Annotated in this window: 15 protein-coding genes; 8 read left to right on the top strand and 7 right to left on the bottom strand. The window is 67.6% G+C overall.

The genetic code is table 11. The features are described from left to right. Window positions 1–259: 259 nt before the first annotated feature. From nagA to J2X06_RS14500, 3 genes are all read right to left on the bottom strand, one after another. Window positions 260–1399 carry an N-acetylglucosamine-6-phosphate deacetylase gene (nagA, locus tag J2X06_RS14510; protein WP_310063557.1) on the bottom strand — a complete coding sequence of 380 codons (1140 nt, stop codon included), beginning with the start codon at window positions 1397–1399 and terminating at the stop codon, window positions 260–262. Between the two features lie 4 nt (window positions 1400–1403). Continuing rightward, a complete protein-coding gene (locus J2X06_RS14505; protein ID WP_310063555.1) occupies window positions 1404–2438 on the bottom strand; it encodes an SIS domain-containing protein in 1035 nt (344 codons plus the stop codon). A gap of 84 nt (window positions 2439–2522) precedes the next feature. Continuing rightward, window positions 2523–3266 (bottom strand): GntR family transcriptional regulator, encoded by a 744-nt coding sequence (locus J2X06_RS14500; RefSeq protein WP_310063553.1) that lies wholly within the window; start codon window positions 3264–3266, stop codon window positions 2523–2525. Window positions 3267–3426: 160 nt separating this feature from the next. On the opposite strand from J2X06_RS14500, the gene zwf reads away from it, so the two are divergent. The 5 genes from zwf (at window position 3427) to J2X06_RS14475 (ending at window position 9227) form a co-directional block, all read left to right on the top strand. After that, entirely contained in the window at window positions 3427–4902 is a 1476-nt protein-coding gene (zwf, locus tag J2X06_RS14495) for a glucose-6-phosphate dehydrogenase (protein ID WP_430539587.1), read from the top strand. Then, window positions 4886–5635, top strand: a complete 750-nt coding sequence (gene pgl / locus J2X06_RS14490; RefSeq protein ID WP_310063551.1) for a 6-phosphogluconolactonase — start codon at window positions 4886–4888, stop codon at window positions 5633–5635. Before zwf ends, pgl begins: the two co-directional genes overlap by 17 nt. A gap of 170 nt (window positions 5636–5805) precedes the next feature. Continuing rightward, on the top strand, window positions 5806–7632 hold the full coding sequence (gene edd, locus J2X06_RS14485) for a phosphogluconate dehydratase (RefSeq protein WP_310063548.1): 1827 nt from the start codon (window positions 5806–5808) through the stop codon (window positions 7630–7632). Window positions 7633–7768: 136 nt separating this feature from the next. Next, window positions 7769–8395 (top strand): bifunctional 4-hydroxy-2-oxoglutarate aldolase/2-dehydro-3-deoxy-phosphogluconate aldolase, encoded by a 627-nt coding sequence (gene eda / locus J2X06_RS14480; RefSeq protein ID WP_310063546.1) that lies wholly within the window; start codon window positions 7769–7771, stop codon window positions 8393–8395. Window positions 8396–8483: 88 nt separating this feature from the next. Further along, window positions 8484–9227, top strand: coding sequence for an energy transducer TonB (locus tag J2X06_RS14475; protein WP_310063544.1), 744 nt, complete (start codon window positions 8484–8486; stop codon window positions 9225–9227). A gap of 62 nt (window positions 9228–9289) precedes the next feature. Here J2X06_RS14475 and J2X06_RS14470 read toward each other — a convergent pair whose 3' ends face one another. The 4 genes from J2X06_RS14470 to J2X06_RS14455 form a co-directional block, all read right to left on the bottom strand. After that, a complete protein-coding gene (locus J2X06_RS14470; protein WP_310063542.1) occupies window positions 9290–9652 on the bottom strand; it encodes a hypothetical protein in 363 nt (120 codons plus the stop codon). Between the two features lie 135 nt (window positions 9653–9787). Beyond that, window positions 9788–11107: a flavohemoglobin expression-modulating QEGLA motif protein gene (locus J2X06_RS14465; protein WP_310063539.1), complete on the bottom strand. Its 1320-nt coding sequence runs from the start codon at window positions 11105–11107 to the stop codon at window positions 9788–9790. 160 nt (window positions 11108–11267) lie between these two features. Further along, window positions 11268–12302, bottom strand: a complete 1035-nt coding sequence (locus J2X06_RS14460; RefSeq protein ID WP_310063538.1) for a LacI family DNA-binding transcriptional regulator — start codon at window positions 12300–12302, stop codon at window positions 11268–11270. Window positions 12303–12430: 128 nt separating this feature from the next. Beyond that, complete coding sequence (locus tag J2X06_RS14455; protein ID WP_310063536.1) at window positions 12431–13735, bottom strand: sugar MFS transporter; 1305 nt, start codon at window positions 13733–13735, stop codon at window positions 12431–12433. Between the two features lie 313 nt (window positions 13736–14048). On the opposite strand from J2X06_RS14455, the gene J2X06_RS14450 reads away from it, so the two are divergent. From J2X06_RS14450 to J2X06_RS14440, 3 genes are all read left to right on the top strand, one after another. Then, window positions 14049–15161 carry a glucokinase gene (locus J2X06_RS14450; protein ID WP_310063534.1) on the top strand — a complete coding sequence of 371 codons (1113 nt, stop codon included), beginning with the start codon at window positions 14049–14051 and terminating at the stop codon, window positions 15159–15161. Window positions 15162–15295: 134 nt separating this feature from the next. Then, entirely contained in the window at window positions 15296–18064 is a 2769-nt protein-coding gene (locus J2X06_RS14445; RefSeq protein WP_310063533.1) for a TonB-dependent receptor, read from the top strand. Window positions 18065–18180: 116 nt separating this feature from the next. Next, window positions 18181–20535, top strand: coding sequence for a family 20 glycosylhydrolase (locus J2X06_RS14440; RefSeq protein WP_310063532.1), 2355 nt, complete (start codon window positions 18181–18183; stop codon window positions 20533–20535). Window positions 20536–20635 lie beyond the last annotated feature (100 nt).

The raw sequence follows: 20635 nt of genomic DNA, 5'->3' as shown, positions 1-20635 counted from the left end.
GTGCCCCACGGCCGGAAGGCCGCGGAAAAGTCCCGAGCAAAGACTCGGAATTGTAGCAGCCCCTCCCGTTCCGGCCGGGGGGCCGCCTGACTTTCGGTTCAGTGGAGCGGGGCGCGCTGCTGCCTCTCCCTCGCGGGAATGCCCTCATCCCTCACGGAGATTGGCCATGTTCAAGAGGTAGCGTGGTTGCGGCGGGCTAACTGAATACGCAGCCCTAACCCTCCACGCGGGAGTGGGCCGGGATGAGGGCAATCGCCCGCTAAGCCTGTCCCCCGATCCAACTCCCCTGCACCTGCGCGGCGTCATCCAGCACCACCAGGTCGGCGCGATACCCAGGCGCAATACGCCCCAGTTCGCCGCCCAATCCGAGGAAATCGGCCGGATACGTCGACGCCATGCGACAGGCCTCCTCCAGCGGGAGGCCCAGGCGCTGAACGGTGTTGCGCACCGCCGAGGCCATGTCCAGCGCAGAACCCGCGAGCGTGCCGTCGGCGGTCGTGCATTGGCCGTCGCGGCAGATCATCGGCACGCCGTAAAGCTCGAAACCCTCGCGCTCGCCACCCACCGGTGGCATCGCGTCGGTCACCAGCATCATCTTCCCGCGCGGCCGCGCCGCTATCGCCACGCGCAGGGTCGCGTCGTGGACGTGATGGCCGTCGACGATCAGCCCGCACCACGCATCGGGATTTTCCAGCGCCGCGCCGACTGCGCCGGGTTCGCGGCTGGCCATCGGCGTCATCGCGTTGAACAGATGGGTGACGCCACGGATGCCGGCGGCGAAGCCATCGCGCAGCTGCTCGTAGTCGGCGGCGGTGTGGCCGGCGGCGAGGATCACGCCGCGTGCGCTCAGCGCATGCAGCGTGTCGGCATCGAAGCGCTCCGGCGCCAGCGTCAACAAGGTGATGCCGTCCTTGCCGAGTCCGGTGACCACGTCGAGCTCGTCCGCGCCCGGCGTGTGGAACTTGGACGGATCGTGGACGCCCTTGCGCGCGGCGTTAAGGTACGGGCCTTCCAGATGGATGCCGAGGATGCCCGGCACGTCCTGTGCGATCGCCTCGCGCGTGGCGGCGATGGCGCGGCACATCACCGCCACGTCGTCGCTGATCAGCGTCGGCATCAGGCCGGTCGTGCCGAACTTGCGGTGTGCCTGCGCGATGCGGCGCAGGCCGTCGACGGTGGGCTCGTCGTTGAACAGAACGTCGCCGCCGCCGTTGACCTGGGTGTCGATGAAGCCCGGCACCAGGTAGCGGCCCTGCAGGTCGACCGTGTCGGCGCCCTTGGGTGGCTCGCCCGGCACTACGGCGACGATGTAGCCGTCCTCGATGATCACGCTGAGGTCGTACTCGAAGCCGCGCTCGGTGAGCACGGGGCCGTTGTGGAAGGCGAGGGTGCGGGTCATGGCGTCACACCGTCTCGGTGACCTTGTTGAGATGCGGCGGCACGTCGGGATTGTGGCCGCGCGCGACGGCCAGTGCGTTGACCGCGCCGTAGAACGCCTGCACGGTCAGCAGCGGCGTGCACGCCGGATGCTGCGACGCCGGCAGCGGCAATATGCCCGCGCCCGTCGCGCCGGGACGCGCCAGCCAGACCGGCGCGCCTCGCTGGCGGAACTCCTCCGCGACCGCCGCCGTGCCGGCGCCGGTGTCGTCGTCCTGGGCGAAGGCGAGCACTGGGAAACCGGGGCCGACGATCGCCATCGGCCCGTGCTTCACCTCGGCCGAGGAAAACGCCTCGGCGTGCAGGCCGCAGGTTTCCTTGAACTTCAACGCCGCTTCCTGCGCCGCGCCGAGGCCGAGGCCGCGGCCGAGCACGAACAGATTGCGCGCGTCCTTCAGTCCGTCGACCAGCGCCGACCAGTCCTGCTGCCAGGCCTCGCGCAGCTTGTCGGGCAGGGTCTGCGTCGCTGCCAGCAGGGCGGCATCGCCGCTCCAGCGCGCCGTCAGTTGCAACAGCGCTGCCAGCGAGCACAGGTAGCTCTTGGTCGCGGCGACGCTCTTCTCCGGGCCCGCATGCAGCGGGATCACGGTGTCGGCGATCCGTGCCAAGGGAGAATCGGCCACGTTGACCAGCGCGACGACCAGCGCGCCCGCGGCCTTGGCGATCTCGGCGTTGCGCACCAGGTCGGGACTCTTGCCCGACTGCGAGATCGCCACGAACAGCGCGCCGTCCAGATGCGGCTGCACGGCGTAGACCGAACCCACCGATGGAGACGCCGATGCGGTGACCAGGCCGAGCGTGGTCTCGAACAGGTACTTGCCGTAGGTCGCCGCATGGTCGGAGCTGCCACGCGCGCAGGTCACGATGAAACGCGGCGGGTTGCGTTTCAGGCGTGCGACCAGCGCATCGATCACGTCGGCATTGGCCGCGAACTGGCGGGCGACGGCGTCGGCCGTTTCCTGTGCCTCGGCATGCATCTTGGTGGTGTTGGCGGAAATCATCGGGTCATCCTGGAATGCGATGTGGCGAACCGGAAAAAGATCCCGGCTTGCGCCGGGATAGGGGTGGAGAGTCCGGTCAGTGCCTCATTCGGTCTGCAGTTCGGCGACGAAGTCGTAGGCGTCGCCGCGGTAGAACGAGCGCGTGTACTCCACGACGCGTCCGTCCTCGAGAAAAGTGCGCCGTTCGATGAACAGGCCCGGGCTGCCCTCGGGAAGGTTCATCAGGCGCGCCTGTTCGGCGTCGAAGGCGATCGCGCGCAGTCGCTGCAGCGCACGCGCGGGGCGCAGGCCGAGCTTGGAGAAGGTTTCGTAGAGCGAGTTCTCGACCAGGCTGGGGTCGGCCAGCACCGACTGCGGCACTACCGTGCGTTCCAGCGCCAGCGCCATGTCGCCGGCGATGCGTAGTCGGTAGTAGCGCACCACCTGCGCGCCCGGCGACAGGTTCAGCGCCATCGCCTCGTCGGGCGTGACCTCGCCGACGCCGCGCTCGAGGAAGGTCGAACGGGGGTCCAGGCCTCGTGCCCGCAAGTCGTCGGTAAAGCTGGTGAGCTTGGAGAACGACTTGACGATGCGCTCGGCGACGAAGGTGCCGGCGCCCTGGCGCTGCACCAGCAGCCCGTCGCCGACCAGGCCGGAGATGGCGTTGCGCACCGTGACCCGCGACAGGTCCAGCAGCTTGGCCAACTCGCGCTCGCCGGGCAGGGCCTGGCCGGGGGTCAGCTCGCCATTCTCGATGGCGTGCTGCAGGGTCCGGCGCAGGTGCTGGTAGGCGGGCGCGCGCCGCGCCGCCGTCTGCCGGTGGAACTCGTTGACCAGGTAGGTCTCCATGATGGAAAGATACCAGTGCCATACCAATGAGGACAAGTAATACCAGAATACGTATTCATCGACCCTAATGGGGCAGGGGTTTGCGGGCTTCGGCGCGCACTGGTATCGTCACTGGTATGGTTTTGGTCTTACCTCCCCTTACTCACGCGCGGAGAGCCCCGTGACCGCCTCCATCACGCCGATGGCGCCTTTCGACCTGATCATCTTCGGTGGCACCGGCGACCTGTCGTTGCGAAAGCTGCTGCCAGCCCTGTTCCATCGTTACGTCGACGGCCAGATCGTCGCCGGCACCCGGATCTTCGGCCTGGCCCGCGACGAACAGAGCGACGAGGCCTACCGCAACCGGGTCCGCGAGGCCCTGCAGAAGACCCTGGCCGACGACCCGCGCTCCCCGGGCGCGCTGGAGCCGTTCCTCGAAATGGTCTTCTATCGGCGCATCGACCTGAGTTCCGACACCGGCTGGGCGGGACTCGCTGCCGAGCTGGCCGACGAGAGCCGCGTGCGCGTCTTCTACCTGGCCGTGGGCCCCGACCTGTTCGGCAACGTCGGCGCGCGGCTGGCTGCGCACGGACTGGCCGGACCCAACACGCGCGTGGTGGTCGAAAAGCCGCTGGGCCATGACCTCGCCAGTGCAGTGGCAATCAATGATGCGCTGGGCCAGGTCTTCGCCGAGTCGCAGATCTACCGCATCGACCACTACCTCGGAAAGGAAACGGTGCAGAACCTGATCGCGCTGCGCTTCGGCAATGCGCTGTTCGAGCCGCTGTGGAAGGCCGAGCACATCGACCACGTGCAGATCACCGCCGCCGAGACCGTCGGCCTGGAGCGCCGCGCCAGCTACTACGACAAGTCCGGTGCGCTGCGCGACATGGTCCAGAACCACCTGCTGCAGCTGCTGTGCCTGGTGGCGATGGAGCCGCCGTCGTCGTTGTCCGCCGACGCGATCCGCGACGAGAAGCTCAAGGTGCTGCGCGCGCTGCGTCCGATCGATGGGGGCTCGACATCCCAACTGACCGTGCGCGGCCAGTACCGCGCCGGCGCGGTCGAAGGCCGTCCGGTACCGGGCTATCTGGACGAACTTGGCCGCGACGATTCGCGCACCGAGACCTTCGTCGCGCTCAAGGCCGAAGTGCGCAACTGGCGCTGGGCCGGCGTGCCGTTCTACCTGCGTACCGGCAAGCGCCTGGCCGAGCGCATGTCGGAGATCGTGGTGACCTTCCGCCAGGTGCCGCATTCGATCTTCGACGAACTCGTCGAGCCGATCGCGCCAAACCAGCTCGTCATCCGCCTGCAGCCCGACGAGGGCGTGAAGCTGTGGCTGATGAACAAGGTGCCGGGCCCGGGCGGACTGCGCCTGCGCCGCGTGCCGATGGACCTGAGCTTTGCCGAGACCTTCGGCGGCCGCCAGCCGGAGGCCTACGAGCGCCTGCTGATGGACGTCGTGCGCGGTAACCCGATGCTGTTCATGCGCCGCGATGAAGTGGAAGCCGCGTGGAACTGGATCGACCCGATCCGCGCCGCATGGGAAGTCAGCAGCGAAGCGCCCAAGCCATATACCGCCGGCAGCTGGGGTCCCAGCGCCGCCGTGGCCCTGATCGAACGCGATGGAAGGACGTGGCATGAAGATGCTGGCTGAAAGCGTGCAGCGACTGACCGTGCTGAAGCCGGACCCGTTGCCGCTGCGGGAGCATCTGTTCGATGAACGCGCCGCGCTCGCATCGGCGCTGGCCAGGGCGGTCGCCGCCGATCTGCGTGGCGCGATCGCGCGTCGCGGCAAGGCCAGGCTCGCCGTTTCCGGAGGCAGCACGCCGCGCGCATTCCTGATCGAGCTGTCGAAGCAGACGCTGGACTGGGCGCATGTCACCGTGGTGCCGGTCGACGACCGCTGGGTCGCGCCGGATCACCCGCGCTCGAACGAACGCCTTCTGCGCGAGACCCTGTTCCAGGGCGCCGCGGCGCAGGCACAACTGTTGCCCTTGCGGCGTCCCGCGCCGACTCCCGAGTCCGCATTGCTCCCGGTGCTGACCCAGGTGGCGAACGAGGCTTTGCCGCTCGATGTGGTCGTGCTCGGCATGGGCGAGGACGGCCACGTCGCATCCTTGTTCCCCGATCTCGCGCGTCGCGACATCGGCCTTCAGCCCAGCGGCCGCGCGCCGGTACTGGCGATACGCAGCGCCGCCGCGCCTGAACCGCGGATCACGCTGACGCTTAGCGCAATTTTTACCGCGCCATCGCTGTATCTGCATATCGAAGGTGCGAAGAAGCGCGCCGTGCTCGAGGGCGCCGCGCGCGATCCGCGTTCGCTGCTGCCGATCCGCTCGGTGTTGTCCGGAGCGCCGGTTACGCCGCAGTTGTATTGGAGTCCGTAATGCTTGCAGTTCCTGCTTCCGCTCGAACGCTTTGACCCCTTCCGGGGCGAGGCGTCCGCCAAGCTTCCGCGAGCCCGGAGCATGCCGCTCCGCTCGCCCCCACCCCAACCCTCACCGCAAGCGGGGTAGGGGATTGAAAGGCGAAGCTGAAAGTCTTCCTGGAAATCGCCATGTCCACGCTGCATCCCACCATCGCCGAAGTCACCCAACGCATCCGCGAGCGCAGCCGCGATCGCCGCGCCGCCTACCTGGCGCGCATCGACGCCGCCGCCGGTAGCGGACCGCATCGCGCCACTCTGTCGTGCGGCAACCTGGCGCACGGATTCGCCGCCTGTTCGGCCGGCGACAAGTCCGCATTGCGCAGCGGCGTCGCGCCGAACCTGGGCATCGTCAACGCCTACAACGACATGCTGTCGGCGCACCAGCCGCTGGAGCGTTTCCCGTTCCTGCTGAAAAACGCCGCACGCAGCGTCGGCGCCACCGCGCAGGTGGCTGGTGGCGTGCCGGCGATGTGCGACGGCGTCACCCAGGGCCGCACCGGCATGGAGTTGTCGCTGTTCTCGCGCGAAGTGATCGCGTTGTCGACCGCGGTCGCACTGTCGCACGACATGTTCGACGCCGCGCTGTACCTGGGTGTGTGCGACAAGATCGTGCCGGGCCTGCTGATCGGCGCGCTAAGTTTCGGTCATCTGCCGGCGATTTTCGTCCCGGCCGGCCCGATGCCCTCGGGCCTGCCTAACGACGACAAGTCGCGCGTGCGCCAGCGTTACGCCGAAGGCAAGGCCACACGCGAGGAACTACTGGAAGCCGAGGCGCAGAGCTACCACGGCCCCGGTACCTGCACGTTCTACGGCACTGCCAATTCCAACCAGATGCTGATGGAACTGATGGGCCTGCACCTGCCGGGCGCCAGCTTCATCAACCCGGACACACCGCTGCGCGATGCGCTGACTTCGGAGGCCGCGCGCCGCGCCGCGCAGATCACCGCGCTCGGCGATGACTACCGCCCGGTTGGCCGCATCATCGACGAGCGCGCCATCGTCAACGGCGTGGTCGGTCTGCATGCGACCGGTGGCTCGACCAATCACCTGTTGCACCTGATCGCGATCGCGGCGGCAGCGGGCATCGAACTACATCTGGAAGACTTCGATGCGCTGTCCTCGGCGGTGCCGCTGCTGGCGCGCGTGTATCCCAATGGCAGCGCCGACGTGAACCACTTCCACGCCGCTGGCGGCCTGGGCTTCCTGATCGCGGAGTTGCTGGACGCCGGGCTGTTGCATGGCGACGTCGAAACCGTCGCCGGCCAGGGCCTGGCGCGTTACCGCGTGGAACCACGACTCAACGACGAACGCGAACTCGAATACGTGCCGGCGGCCGGGCGCAGCGGCGATCCCTCGGTCCTGCGTCCGGCCACCGACCCGTTCCGCGCCGATGGCGGCCTGCGTGTGCTTCGCGGCCCGCTGGGCACGGCCGCGATCAAGGTATCGGCGGTGCCGGAAGACCGCTTCGTCATCGAAGCGCCATGTCGCGTGTTCACCGAACAGCAGGACGTCAGGAAGGCGTTCGAACGGGGCGAACTCGACCGCGATGTCGTGGTCGTCGTCCGCTTCCAGGGCCCGCGAGCCAACGGCATGCCGGAACTGCACCAGCTCACGCCGACGCTGTCGGTGCTGCAAAAGCGCGGCCACCGTGTCGCGCTGGTCACCGACGGCCGCATGTCAGGTGCGTCGGGGCAAGTGCCTGCCGCGATCCACGTCAGTCCCGAGGCCGCGGCCGGCGGCGCAATCGCACGCCTGCGCGACGGCGATGTCGTGCGCGTGGACGCGAACGCCGGCACGCTCGATGTGCTGGTGCCGGCGGGCGAATGGAATGCGCGCGAATCGGTGCAGATCGACCGCTCGGCCAGCCACGTCGGCATGGGACGCGAACTGTTCGAGGTGTTCCGCAATGCCGCCGGCACGGCCGAAGTCGGCGGCGGGATATTCGGGATTGCGTGATTGAACGTCCGCCTTCCAGCGTCGAGCAATGCACTGGATGCTCGGCTTGCGCCGAGGTGGGCGGAGCCCGCCTTCGCGGGAATGACGAGCCAAGTGCGGTGACTTTCGGTTCTTTCTATCGTCTTTGGAGAAAGTAATGGGTCTGCTCGAATCTGTCCTGCACGTCGCGCCGGTGATGCCGGTGGTGGTGATCGACGACGCCAAACACGCCGTATCGCTGGCGCGCGCGCTGGTGGCCGGCGGCATCCCGGCGATCGAGATCACCTTGCGTACGCGCGCTGCGCTCGATGCGGTGCGCGCAATTGCCAACGAAGTCGAGGGCGCCATCGTCGGCGTGGGCACCGTGCGCAAGCCGCAGGACCTGATCGATGCACAGCAGGCCGGAGCGCGCTTCGCCGTGTCGCCCGGCTCGACGCCCGGACTGATCGCCGCGGCCAAGGATTCGTCACTGCCGTGGCTGCCCGGCGCCGCCACCGCCAGCGAGGCGATGACGCTGGCCGAGCACGGCTTCGTGTTCCAGAAGTTCTTCCCGGCCGAAGCGGCGGGAGGCGCGGCCGCGTTGCGCTCGTTGCACGGCCCGCTGCCGGAGATCCGCTTCTGCGCTACCGGCGGCATCGGCACGCACAACGCGCCCGAATATCTGGCCACTCCAAACGTGGCCTGCGTCGGCGGCTCGTGGCTGACGCCATCGCGGCTGGTGGCGACCGGCGAATGGGGCGCGATCGAAGCCCTGGCGCGCGCCGCTACGCTGCTGCGGGCTTGACCCGGCAGCGTCCCGTCTGGCACACCATCGCCTCGGGATTCCTGGAGGAGTCCGAGGCGAGCATCCGTCGCGATGCCGGGAGGGAAACATGTCGCAGATGCGTTGCAGGTGTGCCATCTCGTTGGTGTTGCTTGTCGCCGTTCCGGTGCATGCAGGCGAAGATACAGGGGCGATCAAGGGGCACTTCGAAGGCTGGGCCGGGATCGATGCCGGCGGCACGCTGCAATCGTTTGAACCCGGAGGCGAGGCGCGTCCCGAACTGCTCGCCGCCTTGAACGAGCAGTTGCGCGCCGTGCGATTCTCGCCGGCACTCGAGAACGGCCGCGCCGTGCCGCTCCGTACCTACCTGCGAGGCGGTTACACGCTGGAGCCGGCGCAGAGCAATGGGCGACTTGTGCTGTCCAGCGTCGAGATGGGTCCCAGGCCCAAGCTGACGGTCGTTCCAAACCCGCCGCGTCGAATCATGCAAGGCCTGGACACCAAAGCCTGGGTTCGAGTGGTTTTCACGGTGACTGTATCTGGCAAGGTCAGTGCGCTAGGCATCGAGAGCAGCGAGGGCACGGGCGAATTCACGCGAGAAGTGCGCGACGCCGCGGCAAAGTGGCAGTTCGAGCCGGAGACCATAGAAGGCCGCCCTCGCGCGACGCGTGTGCGCCAGGACTTTCTGGTGACCTCCCAGACAGACGAGGTGCCCATGCTGCCGTCGTGTTCGAAGGACCAGGCCGGTCGGGTGCAGGTCATTGGCACTGAGGCATGCCCCTCGCTGCTGGTCATGCAGTTACGCCGTGACGAGAGCCGCCTTGGACGTGAGGTTCATGTCGAAAACCCATGACGCCGGACCCGGCTCAGCCGTCGCGCGAGCAGTTGCAGCGGCTGAACCGAGCAAGCGCCGGCCTACTTGAGTTCGATCACCAGCGATCTGATCGCCGTCTTGCTGGTGTTCACCGTGTCGTGCGTGACCGGCCCGCTCCACAGCACTTCGCCCGGCTTCCTGCTCATGGTCTTGGTCGTCCCGTCGGCCATGGTCTGCGTGGCATCGCCTCCGGTCACGAAGACCACCAGGTTGTCGCCGTGCGAGTGCATGCCGGTCTTGGCGCCGGGTGCCATCTGCAGCTCGATCACCCGGACTTTCTCATTGTCTATCAGCACCTTGGCGTTCTTGCCGGCGGTCTTGGCGAGGTCCTGCGCGGCGCACGGCGCTGCAAGCGCGCAGGCGATGGCACTCGCGGCAGCGAGGGCGAGGGTGGTCGGTTTCATGATCGTTCTCCAATGCGTTGACCGCGATCGGATGCTGTGGTTAGCCGGTCGTTCGATCGCAGGCCGGATGGCCTGACCTCCGGACGAAACGCCGCACGGGGCCAGGTAGCCGGTCGGCACGCTGGTAGAACGGCCTCAGGCGCCGATGCCGGACTGCGCGATCAATTCGTCCTCGAAATCGACGAAGCGCTGCAGGTCCAGCCGGTCCAGGCGCAGGCGCTGGGTGGCGGCGGAATAGGCGATGGTCGCCAGTACCCGTTGCGGATCGCGCGCCCACGGCGGCAGGTACACCGATGGGCCGATCAGGCCGCTGTCGCGGAACGGCGCCAGCGTGATCACGTCGGCGGTGGTCACGCGGCCGGCGAACAGCATCGGCAGCAGTTCGCCGCGGCCTTCCTGCAGCACCTTGCGGATGAAGACCTGGATCGTCATCACGCCCTCCAGGTAGGCGCCGTCCTTGGTGAAGCAGACCTTGCCGCGCACGTCGCCGCCGCGGAACACGCGCGCCGCGCTGCGGTAGCTCTCCACCTCGGATTGCCCTGCATCCAGGAAGCCCCGGAACACTTCGATGAAATCGGCGCCATCGAGCGCCTGCCTGACCATCACCACGCGCAGCGCGACCCGGCGCAGGCGCGCGATGTCTATCGCGCCCGTCACTATTTCCGAGAACGTCGCCAGGCCCTCCTGCGTGCGCGTGGTGCGCGGCGCGCCCAGCCCGAGCGAGCGCAGGTGCGGCTGGTGCTTGCCGTTGAGCAGGGTGAGGGTGTGGATGAAGGCCTCGTGCTGGGTCAGCTGTTCCAGGTCGCGCTCGGAGAACATCGCGGTCGCGCGCAGGTTGATGCTCTTGCTGCCGGCGGTGGCCTTGGAAGGCAGGTTCGGATCGAGCACGACCTCGACCGTGTCATGGCAGAAGAACGGCCCGATGCGCTCGCGCAGCCGCTGCGCGAAGACGTCGGCAGGAATGTCGAACGCTACCGGCGGCAGCCTGTGCGGATCGATCAGCTCTGCGGTGATGTCCAGCATCTCCTTGGCCGCGTCGGCGTTGGTCATGTCCTGGCTGGGGTAGCGGAAATCCGGCCGGCCGTAGAGCATGGCCGAGCAGCGGGTGAACTCGGGCGTGCCGATGCCGGCCAGCATCCGCGCGGCCACGGCATAGCTCCAGGCGGTCTTGTACAGCCAGTGGCCGATGGGATGGCCGCGGTCGATGCGGCCCATCAGGTCGTCGAGCGCCGCGATCTCCTCGTACATGGGCTGCGGCCGCAGCGGCGGTTCCGGCAGTTCCGGCTGGCCGCGCCGCCAGCTGTCGAGGAAGCGTTCTTCCAGTTCGACCGGCCAGTCGATGGCCTTGAGCACCTTGATCTTGCGGCCGATGGCGACCAACTCGCTGTCGCGTTCGAGCAGGGCGATCAATGTGGGATCGAGCGGTGTGCTCCCGTTGGCGGTGCTGGCGGCCATGTCGGCATCTCCGCTCGCGCCGCAAGGGCCGCGTCGTCACCCGCTGCGACGACCGCGTATTCGGCCTGGCGCGAGCGTCGCGGCCGTAGCGCGACACCCTGCACGGAGAGGCGATAAGGGCAGGTGACGAGCGGCAGGCGCGCGTCCTGCCGAGTCGGCGTTATGCCTTGGGGCGCGGCGGCGCGGTCGAGCCGCGCACCACCAGTTCGGGACTGAACCCCTCGTTGGGCAACGGCTTGCGCGGGGCCTGCTCGCGGATTTCCTGCAGTAGCCGGCGCGCGGCGTGCTGCGCGATCTCCTGCGTGGCCTGCTTGGCGGTGGTCAGCGCCGGCCAGCTCTGCTTGGAGAACGGACTGTCCTCGAAGCCGGCGATCGACAGGTCGTAGGGCACGTTCATGCCGCTGGACTTGGCCGCCGCCAACACGCCCGCGGCGATCTCGTCGTTGCTGCCGAAGATCGCGGTCGGGCGATCGGTCAGCGCAAGCAGTCGGCGCGCGCCACGGAAACCGTCGTCGAACGAGTAGTCGCCCTCGACGACGAGTGCGGGATCCAGCCGGATGCCGTACTCGTGCAGCGCGTCCTCGTAGCCCTTGTAGCGCTCCCACGAGGAGCCGTGCGACTTGCCGCCCCACAGGAAGCCGATCCGGGTGTGGCCCAACTGGATCAGGTGCTCGGTGATCTCGTAGGCGGCGTCGCGGTCGTCGACGTAGACGCAGGCGCTGCCGTCCTGCGGGTCGGCGGCGGACGAGACGATCCGCACCAGGCGGATGCCGTGCGCGACCAGTTCGGTCACCAGCTCGTTGCGCTCGGACATCGGCGGCGCCAGCACCAGCCCGGCCAGCCGTGAGTGCTGCACCAGGTCGATGAGTTCGGCGGCCAGCGTCGGCGAGGACGAATCGCAGGGATGGATCTGCAGCCCGTAGCCGGTCTCGCGGCAAACCGACAGCACGCCGGCCTGCACCGCGATCACGTAATACGGGTTGGGATTGTCGTAGACCAGGCCGAGCGCGTACGGCTGCGCGCTGCGCAGGCTGCGCGCGGACGGATCCGGCTGGTAGCCGAGTTCGGCGATCGCCTGCTGCACGCGCTCGCGCGTGCGCGCCTGCACCCCGGGCTCGTCGTTGATGACGCGCGAAACGGTCTTGAGCGATACCTGCGCACGCTCGGCGACGTCTTTGATCGTGGGTCTGCGCACCAGTGCCTCGAGTGTTATCGACATATCCGCCGGCGGTAGAAAGCCGCTGCGCCAGTGGGCGCGGCGGCGGGCCGGCTAGCCTACCCAGCGCCGCCTGCGATGGGAAACATGCGCAGGCGTAGCGTTCATCAGCCGTGTTGCGAGGCGGGCTTCGGGTTCGCCGCCACCGCGGCGCCGTGGCCGAGGTTATGGCCGCGCAGCGCGAAGAAGAGGATGTACAGGTAGCACGGCACCATCAGCAACACGAATACCAGCTGGAAGTCGTGCTGCTGCTTGAAGTGCACGAACAGCTGCGGGATCACCGCGCCGCCGGCGATGCCCATGATCAGCAGCGCCGAACCGTACTCGGTGAAGCGGCCCAGGCCCTGGATCGCCAGCGGGAAGATCGCCGGCCACATCATCGCGTTGGCAAAACCGAGCGCGGCGACGAAGCCCACCGACACGTAGCCCTTGGTGAGGAAGGCGCCGATGGCCAGTGCCGCGCCGAGCACGGCCGAGAAGCTCAGGTAACGCTCCTGCGAGATGAAGCGCGGGATCGCGATCAGGCCCACCACGTAGCCGGCGAGCATGCCGAACAGCGTGAACGAGGTGAAGAACTTGGTCTCGTCCAGCGGCAGGCCGAAGCCCTGGCCGTAGGTGCCGATGGCGTCGCCCGCCATCACCTCCACGCCGACGTAGACGAAGATGCACAGCGCTCCCAGCCAGACGTGCGGAAACTGGAAGATGCTGGTCTTGTCGCTGCTGGCGCTCTCGGCATTGGCTTCCTCGGCGCGGATTTCCGGCAGCGGCGAGAACAGGATGCCGACCGACAGCAGCGCCAGCAGTCCGGCCATCAGCATGTAGGGGTCGTGGATGCGCGCGGCGAACTCGTTGAGCAGCTGCTCCTTGGTCGCGGCGTCGGCGCCCGCCACCTGCGCCGACAGGTCGCCCATGCCGTGCAGCACCAGCGCGCCGATCACCAGCGGCGCGAGGATGCCGGCGACCTTGTTGCAGATGCCCATCACCGCGATGCGCTGCGCCGCGCCTTCGATCGGGCCGAGAATGCTGATGTAGGGATTGACCGCGGTCTGCAGGATTGCCAGGCCGGCGCCGATCACGAAGATGCCGGTTAGCGCGCCGGGGTAGACGCGCTGGGTCGTGTACTGGCCGAACACGACCGCGCCGACCGCCATCAGGAACAGGCCCAGCGCCATGCCCTTCTTCATGCCGGTTTTCTTGAGGATGAAGGACGACGGCAGCGCCAGGCAGAAATACGAGATGTAGAACGCGCTCGGGATCAGGAACGCGAGCGTCTCGCTGACGTCGAAGGCCAGCCGCGCGAACGAGATCAGCGGCCCGTTGAGCCAGGTGACGAAGCCGAAGATGAAGAACAGCGCGCCGACGATGGCGATCGAGCCATAAGGGCGCGTCGCGCGGGTGTTGGACCTGGACATGACGAAAAGACTCCCCTCCCAAGGAAGGCGGGGAGCGCCCCGCCGCGTCGGATGCCGGTTATGACTTGTCGGACATCACTTTGGCTCAACGTTGTCACAAGTTTGTCCGACAAGCCAGATGGGTATCGAAAAATTCGACGTAGCGCCGGAAATCGCGCGCCAGCCATGCTGCACTGCGGCATAGAGAACCCCAATAAAACCGGGCCTTCCAAGGATTGTTAAAAAAACGATGGCCGGTAGTTGACAACGTTGTCATGTGAGTCGCAATCTCGCCACGGCTGGCGGGGAGCCGGCCGCACGGAGGGAACATGCAGTGGGATCGCCGCACCTCGCCAAACCAGGACAGCCGCCCGGCCAACGCGCCCGTCGCGTTCGCCTGCCGGTGGCCGAGGTGAGCGCCGTGGTCCATTCCATCGTGCGTCCGGACAAGCGCTTCATCGCCGCCGACGTCGGCGGAACCCATACGCGTGTTGGCCTGGTGCGCGCCGGCGGCCCTGGCGAAGGTGCCGTCGCCGTGCTGGCCCACCGCAAATACGTCTGCGCCGATTACCCGAGCCTGGCCGCGATCCTGGCCGACTTCATCGCGTCCAACAGCATTTGTGCCGGCATCGAACGCGTGGCCATCGCCTGCGCCGGCGTCGTGCTCGACGATGTGGTGGTCAACTCCAACCTGCCCTGGCGCATCTCGCTGTCGCAGTTGCGCCGCGAACTGGCGCTGAGCGAGCTGCAATTCATCAACGACTTCCAGGCCGCCGCGCACGCCGCGCAGTGCATGGACCCGCGCGATTCGATGCTGCTCACGCCCGACGTCAGCGAGGCGGCACCGGGGCCGGTGCTGGTGGTCGGGCCGGGCACGGGGCTGGGCGCCGCGATCCGCATTCCGCACCGCGGCGGTACGGTGGTGCTGCCGACCGAGGCCGGCCACACCGCGTTCGCGCCGGGCAACGAGCGCGAAGTCGCGATCCTGCGCTGGCTGCAGCAGCGCGGCGCGACCCACGTGCCGACCGAACACCTGGTCTCCGGGCCCGGGCTGGTCAATTTGTACGACGCCATCTGCGCCCTCGACGGCATCTGGCCGGCGCTGCGCGCGCCCGCCGCGATCACGCAGGCCGCACGTCGCGGCGACGCGGCCGCGAATGAGGCGGTACTGACCTTCTGCGCGCTGCTGGGCAGCGTGATCGGCGACCTGATTTCGGTCAGCAGCGCCAAGGCGGTCTTCATCGCCGGCGGCATCGTGCCTCAGCTCAAGGATTTCCTGCCGCACAGCGCGTTCAACGCGCGCCTGCTCGACAAGGGCGCGATGCGCGCCGTGCTCGAGCGCGTGCCGGTGCGACTGATCGAGAACGACCAGTTGGGCGTGATCGGTGCGGCCAACTGGTACCTGGAGCATGTCTCGGAAAACGGCGTTTCGGAGCAGAGCGCGTAAGGCCGCAACCGCGGCCTGACGTACACAAGGAAACCGTCCTGGCGGCACCCGCCGGCAGGGCAAAGCGAGCAAGGCGTCGTAAGCCCACTCAGATCGGGCGCGGCGTCAACAACAGCCCTGAGGGAGGGAGTGCAATGAAAGTTCGCAAGTCAGTACTGTCGGCCAGTATCGTCATGGCCCTGGGTTTTGCCGCCAACGCGGCCGCCCAGGACACCGCCGCTCCGGCACCTCCTGCTACGCAGGAGGCCAAGGATCTCGACGCCGTCATCGTCAAGGGCATCCGCGGCGCCATCGCGGAGTCGCTGGAAACCAAGCGCGATGAGGTGAGCCGCGTCGAGGTCATCACTTCCGAAGATATCGGCAAGATGCCGGACAAGAACGTGGCCGACTCGCTGTCACGCGTGCCCGGCGTCACCATCAGCGCGGCCAGCGCCAACGAAGGCGCGTTCGACGAAAACGACCGCGTCAGCATGCGCGGCACCAGCCCGAGCCTGACCCAGACGCTGATCGACGGCCACAACGTCGCCAGCGGCGACTGGTTCGTGCTCAACCAGACCGGCACCGTGGGCCGCAGCGTGAGCTATTCGCTGCTGCCGGCCGAACTGGTCGACTCGGTGGTGGTGCGCAAGTCCTCCGAGGCAAAGCTGGTCGAGGGCGGCGCGACGGGCAGCGTCGACATCATCACCCGCAACCCGCTCAACTTCGACACCGGCTTCAGCGTGTTCGGCTCGGTCGGCGTGGTGTACGCCGAGCAGCCGGACGAGATCGACCCGCAGATCTCGGTGCTGGGCAACTGGAAGAACGACGACGGCAGCTTCGGCGTGACCGTGCAGGCGTTCAGCGAGAAGCGTCACCTGCGCCGCGACGGCCAGGAACTGCTCGGCTACGAGCAGATCGCCGAGGGCTCGGCGATCGCCACCAGCAATCCTGACCTGGCGGGCGTGTTCTACCCGGTGCTGATCGGTTCGGCCCTGTTCGAACAGGAACGCGAGCGCAAGGGCGGCATGATCAGCGCGCAGTGGAAGCCGACCGACACCGTCGAGCTGGAAGCCAACTACTTCCGGTCCGACATGGACGCCGACAACTACAACCGCAACTACATGCTCTGGGGCTCGCGCATCCTGGGCCAGGGTTCGGGCCAGGCGCCGGATCCGGGCTACGTCGTGCGCGACAACACCCTGGTGCAGGCCAACTTCACCGCCGATCCGACCCGCCAGTACGGCATCTACGACGAGATCTCGCGTCCGGGCGCCGAGTCGAGCACCGAGTTCTTCAGCGTAGGCGGCAAGTGGGACGCCACCGAGAGTCTGCGCTTCAGCGCGCAGGCCGGCACGTCGGAAGGCCATGGCAAGACGCCGACGCAGGACGTCGCCGAATGGGACACCGGCCTGGGCACCGGCGGCGGCTACCTGCTGCACGGCGTCGGCGCCGCCGACTGGAACCTGGGCTCGGCCAACACCTCCGTGCCGGGCACGCCGCTCGTCGATTACAAGCTCGACTGGATCTTCGGCTTCCAGGACATCGACGTGGTCGACGAAGAGGACTGGGGCCAGATCGACGGCCAGTGGTTCCTCGACAACGCCAGCCCGCTCGACTCGATCGAGTTCGGCGTGCGCGACGCCAAGCACAAGCGCAACCTGGACCAGGTCACCGCCCAGGGCCCGGCCTGCCTGGTCAACGGCCAGGTCGATCCGTCCTGCCCTCCGGGCTCGCAGTCGCCGTTCGACCCGGCCAACTTCCCGCAGGGCTTCCAGAACTACCCGAGCGATTTCGCTGACGGCTTCGGCGGCAACTTCCCGCGCAACATCTGGTTCCATTCGATGGAGCAACTGGCTGAGTTCAACCGCTTCACCAACCGCGATCCGCAGGCCCGTTTCTTCTTCCCGGGCGCCTACGGCCTGGAAGAGCGCAACTCGGCCGGCTACATGCAGCTGAACTTCTCGGGCGAGCAATGGAACGGTAACTTCGGTGTGCGCTACGTGCAGACCAAGGAAGAGGTCACCAACTACGTCAACACCACCGCGGCCGATCCGGCAGCGATCACCACGTCGCTGTTCGGCCCGTACAAGACGGTGCTGACGACGAACACGTACCGCACCTTCCTGCCCAGCGCCAACCTGAAGGTCGACCTCACCGATGAGCTGGTGCTGCGCCTGGCCGCGTCGGAAACGATGACCCTCCCGGACTTCTCGGCACTGGCCGGCTCGGTGAGCCTGCTGCCCCCGGCCACCCTCGGTGGCGTGGGCTCCGGCACCGGCGGCAATCCGAACCTCAAGCCGATCCTGTCGACCAACCTCGATGCGACCGTCGAGTGGTACTACGCCGAGCGCTCGCTGTTCTCCGTTGGCGCGTTCAGCATGGACATCGACAACTACGTCGCGCTCGATCGCGTCCGCCAGGAGTTCCTGACCATCGACTCGCTGCATCCGGCCCCGGGTGCATTCGTCCCCTACGACCTGGTCGTGCCGGTCAGCTCGCACGCCGAGGTCAATGGCTTCGAAGTGGCGTGGGAAGGCACCTTCGGCGAGTACTTCGGCGCGTTCGCGAACTACACCTACGCCAGGGGCAACACCGACGACGGCCAGCCGATGCTGGGCACGTCGGAGAACACCTACAACGTCGGCGTGTGGTTCGAAAACGAGATGTTCAATGCCCGCCTGAACTACAACTACCGCGACAAGTTCTTCAGCGGCCTGGATCGCGCCTCGGCGTTCTGGCAGGACGACATCGACAACGTGTCGGCTTCGTTCGGCTGGAAGATCAGTGACAACTACGCGCTGACGCTGGACGCAATGAACCTCAACAACCCGAAGACCAAGTACTTTGCCGAGACCGAAACGCGTCCGCGCTCGATCTACGAAAACGGTCGCCAGTACTACCTGAACTTCCGCTTCAACTTCTGATGTCGCGCGTGAGTTCAGCAACCTTGTGAGGCAAGGGCGGGCCCGGTCACTCCGGGCCCGCCTGTTTTGACACGGCCGATGGCGCTGCCCTGAATACCGACGAGACCAATGCACCGATGAAACCGCAAAGCACCAAGGTCATGGCCGCCAGTGCGGCGTTGATGATGTTCCTGGGCGCATGCCAGCGACCGCAGACGGAAACCGATGCCGGCACCGGCACGGGGGCCGCGACGGCCGCGATGACGACCTCCGTCATACCGCGTCCGGCACAGGTCGAACCGCGGTCCGGGCAGTTCCTGCTTACGGGCAAGACGCCACTGCGGGTGTCCGCAGGCGACGGCGAGGCGACCCGCATTGCCCGCGATTTCGCAGCGCGATTGCGCCAGGCGCGCGGATTCGAGCCGCAGGTGGGCACGGGCGAAAGCGACGGCGCGGTGAACTTCCTGATCGACCCCAAGGCGCCGCTCGCCAGCGACGAGGCCTACACGCTCGACATCACCGACCGCGGTGCCACGATCACGGCGCGCGCTCCGGTCGGCCTGTTCTATGGCGCCGTCACGCTGTGGCAGCTGGCCACCGCCGACGGCGGCCAAGGCGATGCCCGCATCGCCGCGCAACGCATCGAGGACGCGCCGCGCTTTGTCTGGCGCGGTTTGATGCTCGACGTCGCGCGCCACTTCCGCAGCGTCGATGAAGTCAAGGCGCTGCTGGACCAGATGGCGCTGCACAAGCTCAACACCTTCCATTGGCACCTGACCGACGACCAGGGTTGGCGGATCCAGATCCGCCAGTACCCGAAGTTGACCGAAGTCGGCGGCTGCCGCATTCCGGCCGGCGCGGCCGGACGAGACGCGGACGGAAAGCCCAAGCCGTACTGCGGTTACTACACCCAGGACGAGATCCGCGACGTCGTGCAGTACGCCGCGCAGCGCTTCATCACCGTGGTGCCAGAGATCGACCTGCCGGGCCATGCGCAGGCGGCCATCGCCGCGTATCCGCAGCTGGGCGTGACCGGCCAGGCGCCGCCGGTATCACCGGACTGGGGCATCAACACCTGGCTGTTCAATGTCGACGACGGCACCTTCACGTTCCTGGAAAACGTGCTGGGCGAAGTCATGGAGCTGTTCCCGTCGCGCTACATCCATCTCGGCGGCGACGAGGCGGCCAAGGACCAGTGGCAGAAGTCGCCGGCGGTGCAGGCCAAGCTGCGCGAACTCAATCTCAAGGACGAGATGCAGCTGCAGAGCTGGTTCATGGGCCGGCTCGGCACGTTCATCGAATCCAAGGGGCGGCGCCTGATTGGCTGGGACGAAATCCTCGAAGGCGGCCCGCCGGCGGATGCGACCGTGATGTCCTGGCGCGGGACTCAAGGCGCGATCGACGCCGCCCGTGCCGGTCACGACGTCGTGCTGTCGCCGGCGCCGGACCTGTACTTCGACCACATCCAGAGCGACGCCGCGGACGAGACGCCCGGCCGCCTGGACGTGATCTCGTTGAAGGACGTCTACGGCTACCAGGTGGTGCCGGTGCAGCTCAGTGCCGAGCAGGCCAAACACGTGCTGGGCGCGCAGGCCAACCTGTGGACCGAGCACATGCGCACCAACGACCGCGTGCAGCGGGCGCTATTCCCGCGCGCGGCAGCGTTGGCCGAGAACACCTGGACGCCGGCGCCGCGGCACGACTGGAACGATTTCCTCCAGCGCATGCCGGCCGACATGGCGCGTTATCGCGCGGCCGGCTTCCATGCCGCCGACAGTGCCTTCGCCGTGCGCTTTGCGGCGCAGACTGCCGCCGATGGCCGCGGCACGGTGACGCTCTCCAACCAGTCCGGGTTCGGGCAGATCCGCTACACCACCGACGGCAGCGAACCGTCGCCGACATCGAGCGCCTACGCGCAGCCGCTGGCGGTGTCATTGCCGGCCACGATCAAGGCCAATGCCTTCGTCGATGGCAAGCCTCTAGCAGCCACCCGCAGCTTCGCCGTCGATGCGAAGAACCTGCGCACGCGGGGCAGCCATGCGCTGCGCTCGTGCAAGAAGGGACTGACGCTGCGCCTGGAGGACGATGCTCCGGCCAATGGAAAGCCAGATGGTGACCGGGCCATCCTGCTGACCGACGTGTTCGACCCGTGCTGGGTCTACGACGGCGCCGAACTGGATGGCATCGGGACGCTGGAGGTCCGTGTAGGCCAGTTGCCGCACAACTTCCAGTTGTGGAAGGACGCCAAGCTGGTGGTTACGCGTCCGGCCACGGTTCCCGGCGGCGCCCTGGAAGTCCGCCTCGACGGCTGCGAGGGCAAGCCGGTCGCAACACTCCCGTTGGCGCCGGCCCGCCGTTCCGACGGCCTGAGCACGCTGCAGGCGACGCTGCCGGCGCTGAGCGGGCGGCACGACCTGTGCTTCACCTTCGCCAGCGGCGGGTACAACCCGATGTGGGCGATCGACGAGGTGACCCTGCTGCCCGGGCGCTGAGGCCTTTCGCGGACGCCGCACCACTCCCGGCGGTCGGAGGGCGGCCGGGACGGTTTGCCCGTCTTGGGGAAAAAACGGAAAGCGCGGCACAGCGCACGCG

This window comes from Lysobacter niastensis (assembly GCF_031457115.1).
GTDB lineage: Bacteria > Pseudomonadota > Gammaproteobacteria > Xanthomonadales > Xanthomonadaceae > Lysobacter_J > Lysobacter_J niastensis_A.
The sequence above is the reverse complement of the archived record's forward strand: the minus strand, read 5'-3'. Positions and strand labels throughout refer to the sequence as shown.

Bases quoted from the DNA above. Each gene is read 5' to 3' on its own strand.
- J2X06_RS14455 (WP_310063536.1), bottom strand. From the start codon at position 13,735: ATGTCCAGGTCCAACACCCGCGCGACGCGCCCTTATGGCTCGATCGCC.
- J2X06_RS14500 (WP_310063553.1), bottom strand. From the start codon at position 3,266: ATGGAGACCTACCTGGTCAACGAGTTCCACCGGCAGACGGCGGCGCGG.
- J2X06_RS14440 (WP_310063532.1), top strand. From the start codon at position 18,181: ATGAAACCGCAAAGCACCAAGGTCATGGCCGCCAGTGCGGCGTTGATG.
- eda (WP_310063546.1), top strand. From the start codon at position 7,769: ATGGGTCTGCTCGAATCTGTCCTGCACGTCGCGCCGGTGATGCCGGTG.
- J2X06_RS14465 (WP_310063539.1), bottom strand. From the start codon at position 11,107: ATGGCCGCCAGCACCGCCAACGGGAGCACACCGCTCGATCCCACATTG.
- J2X06_RS14470 (WP_310063542.1), bottom strand. From the start codon at position 9,652: ATGAAACCGACCACCCTCGCCCTCGCTGCCGCGAGTGCCATCGCCTGC.
- edd (WP_310063548.1), top strand. From the start codon at position 5,806: ATGTCCACGCTGCATCCCACCATCGCCGAAGTCACCCAACGCATCCGC.
- nagA (WP_310063557.1), bottom strand. From the start codon at position 1,399: ATGACCCGCACCCTCGCCTTCCACAACGGCCCCGTGCTCACCGAGCGC.
- J2X06_RS14445 (WP_310063533.1), top strand. From the start codon at position 15,296: ATGAAAGTTCGCAAGTCAGTACTGTCGGCCAGTATCGTCATGGCCCTG.
- J2X06_RS14505 (WP_310063555.1), bottom strand. From the start codon at position 2,438: ATGATTTCCGCCAACACCACCAAGATGCATGCCGAGGCACAGGAAACG.
- J2X06_RS14475 (WP_310063544.1), top strand. From the start codon at position 8,484: ATGTCGCAGATGCGTTGCAGGTGTGCCATCTCGTTGGTGTTGCTTGTC.
- pgl (WP_310063551.1), top strand. From the start codon at position 4,886: ATGAAGATGCTGGCTGAAAGCGTGCAGCGACTGACCGTGCTGAAGCCG.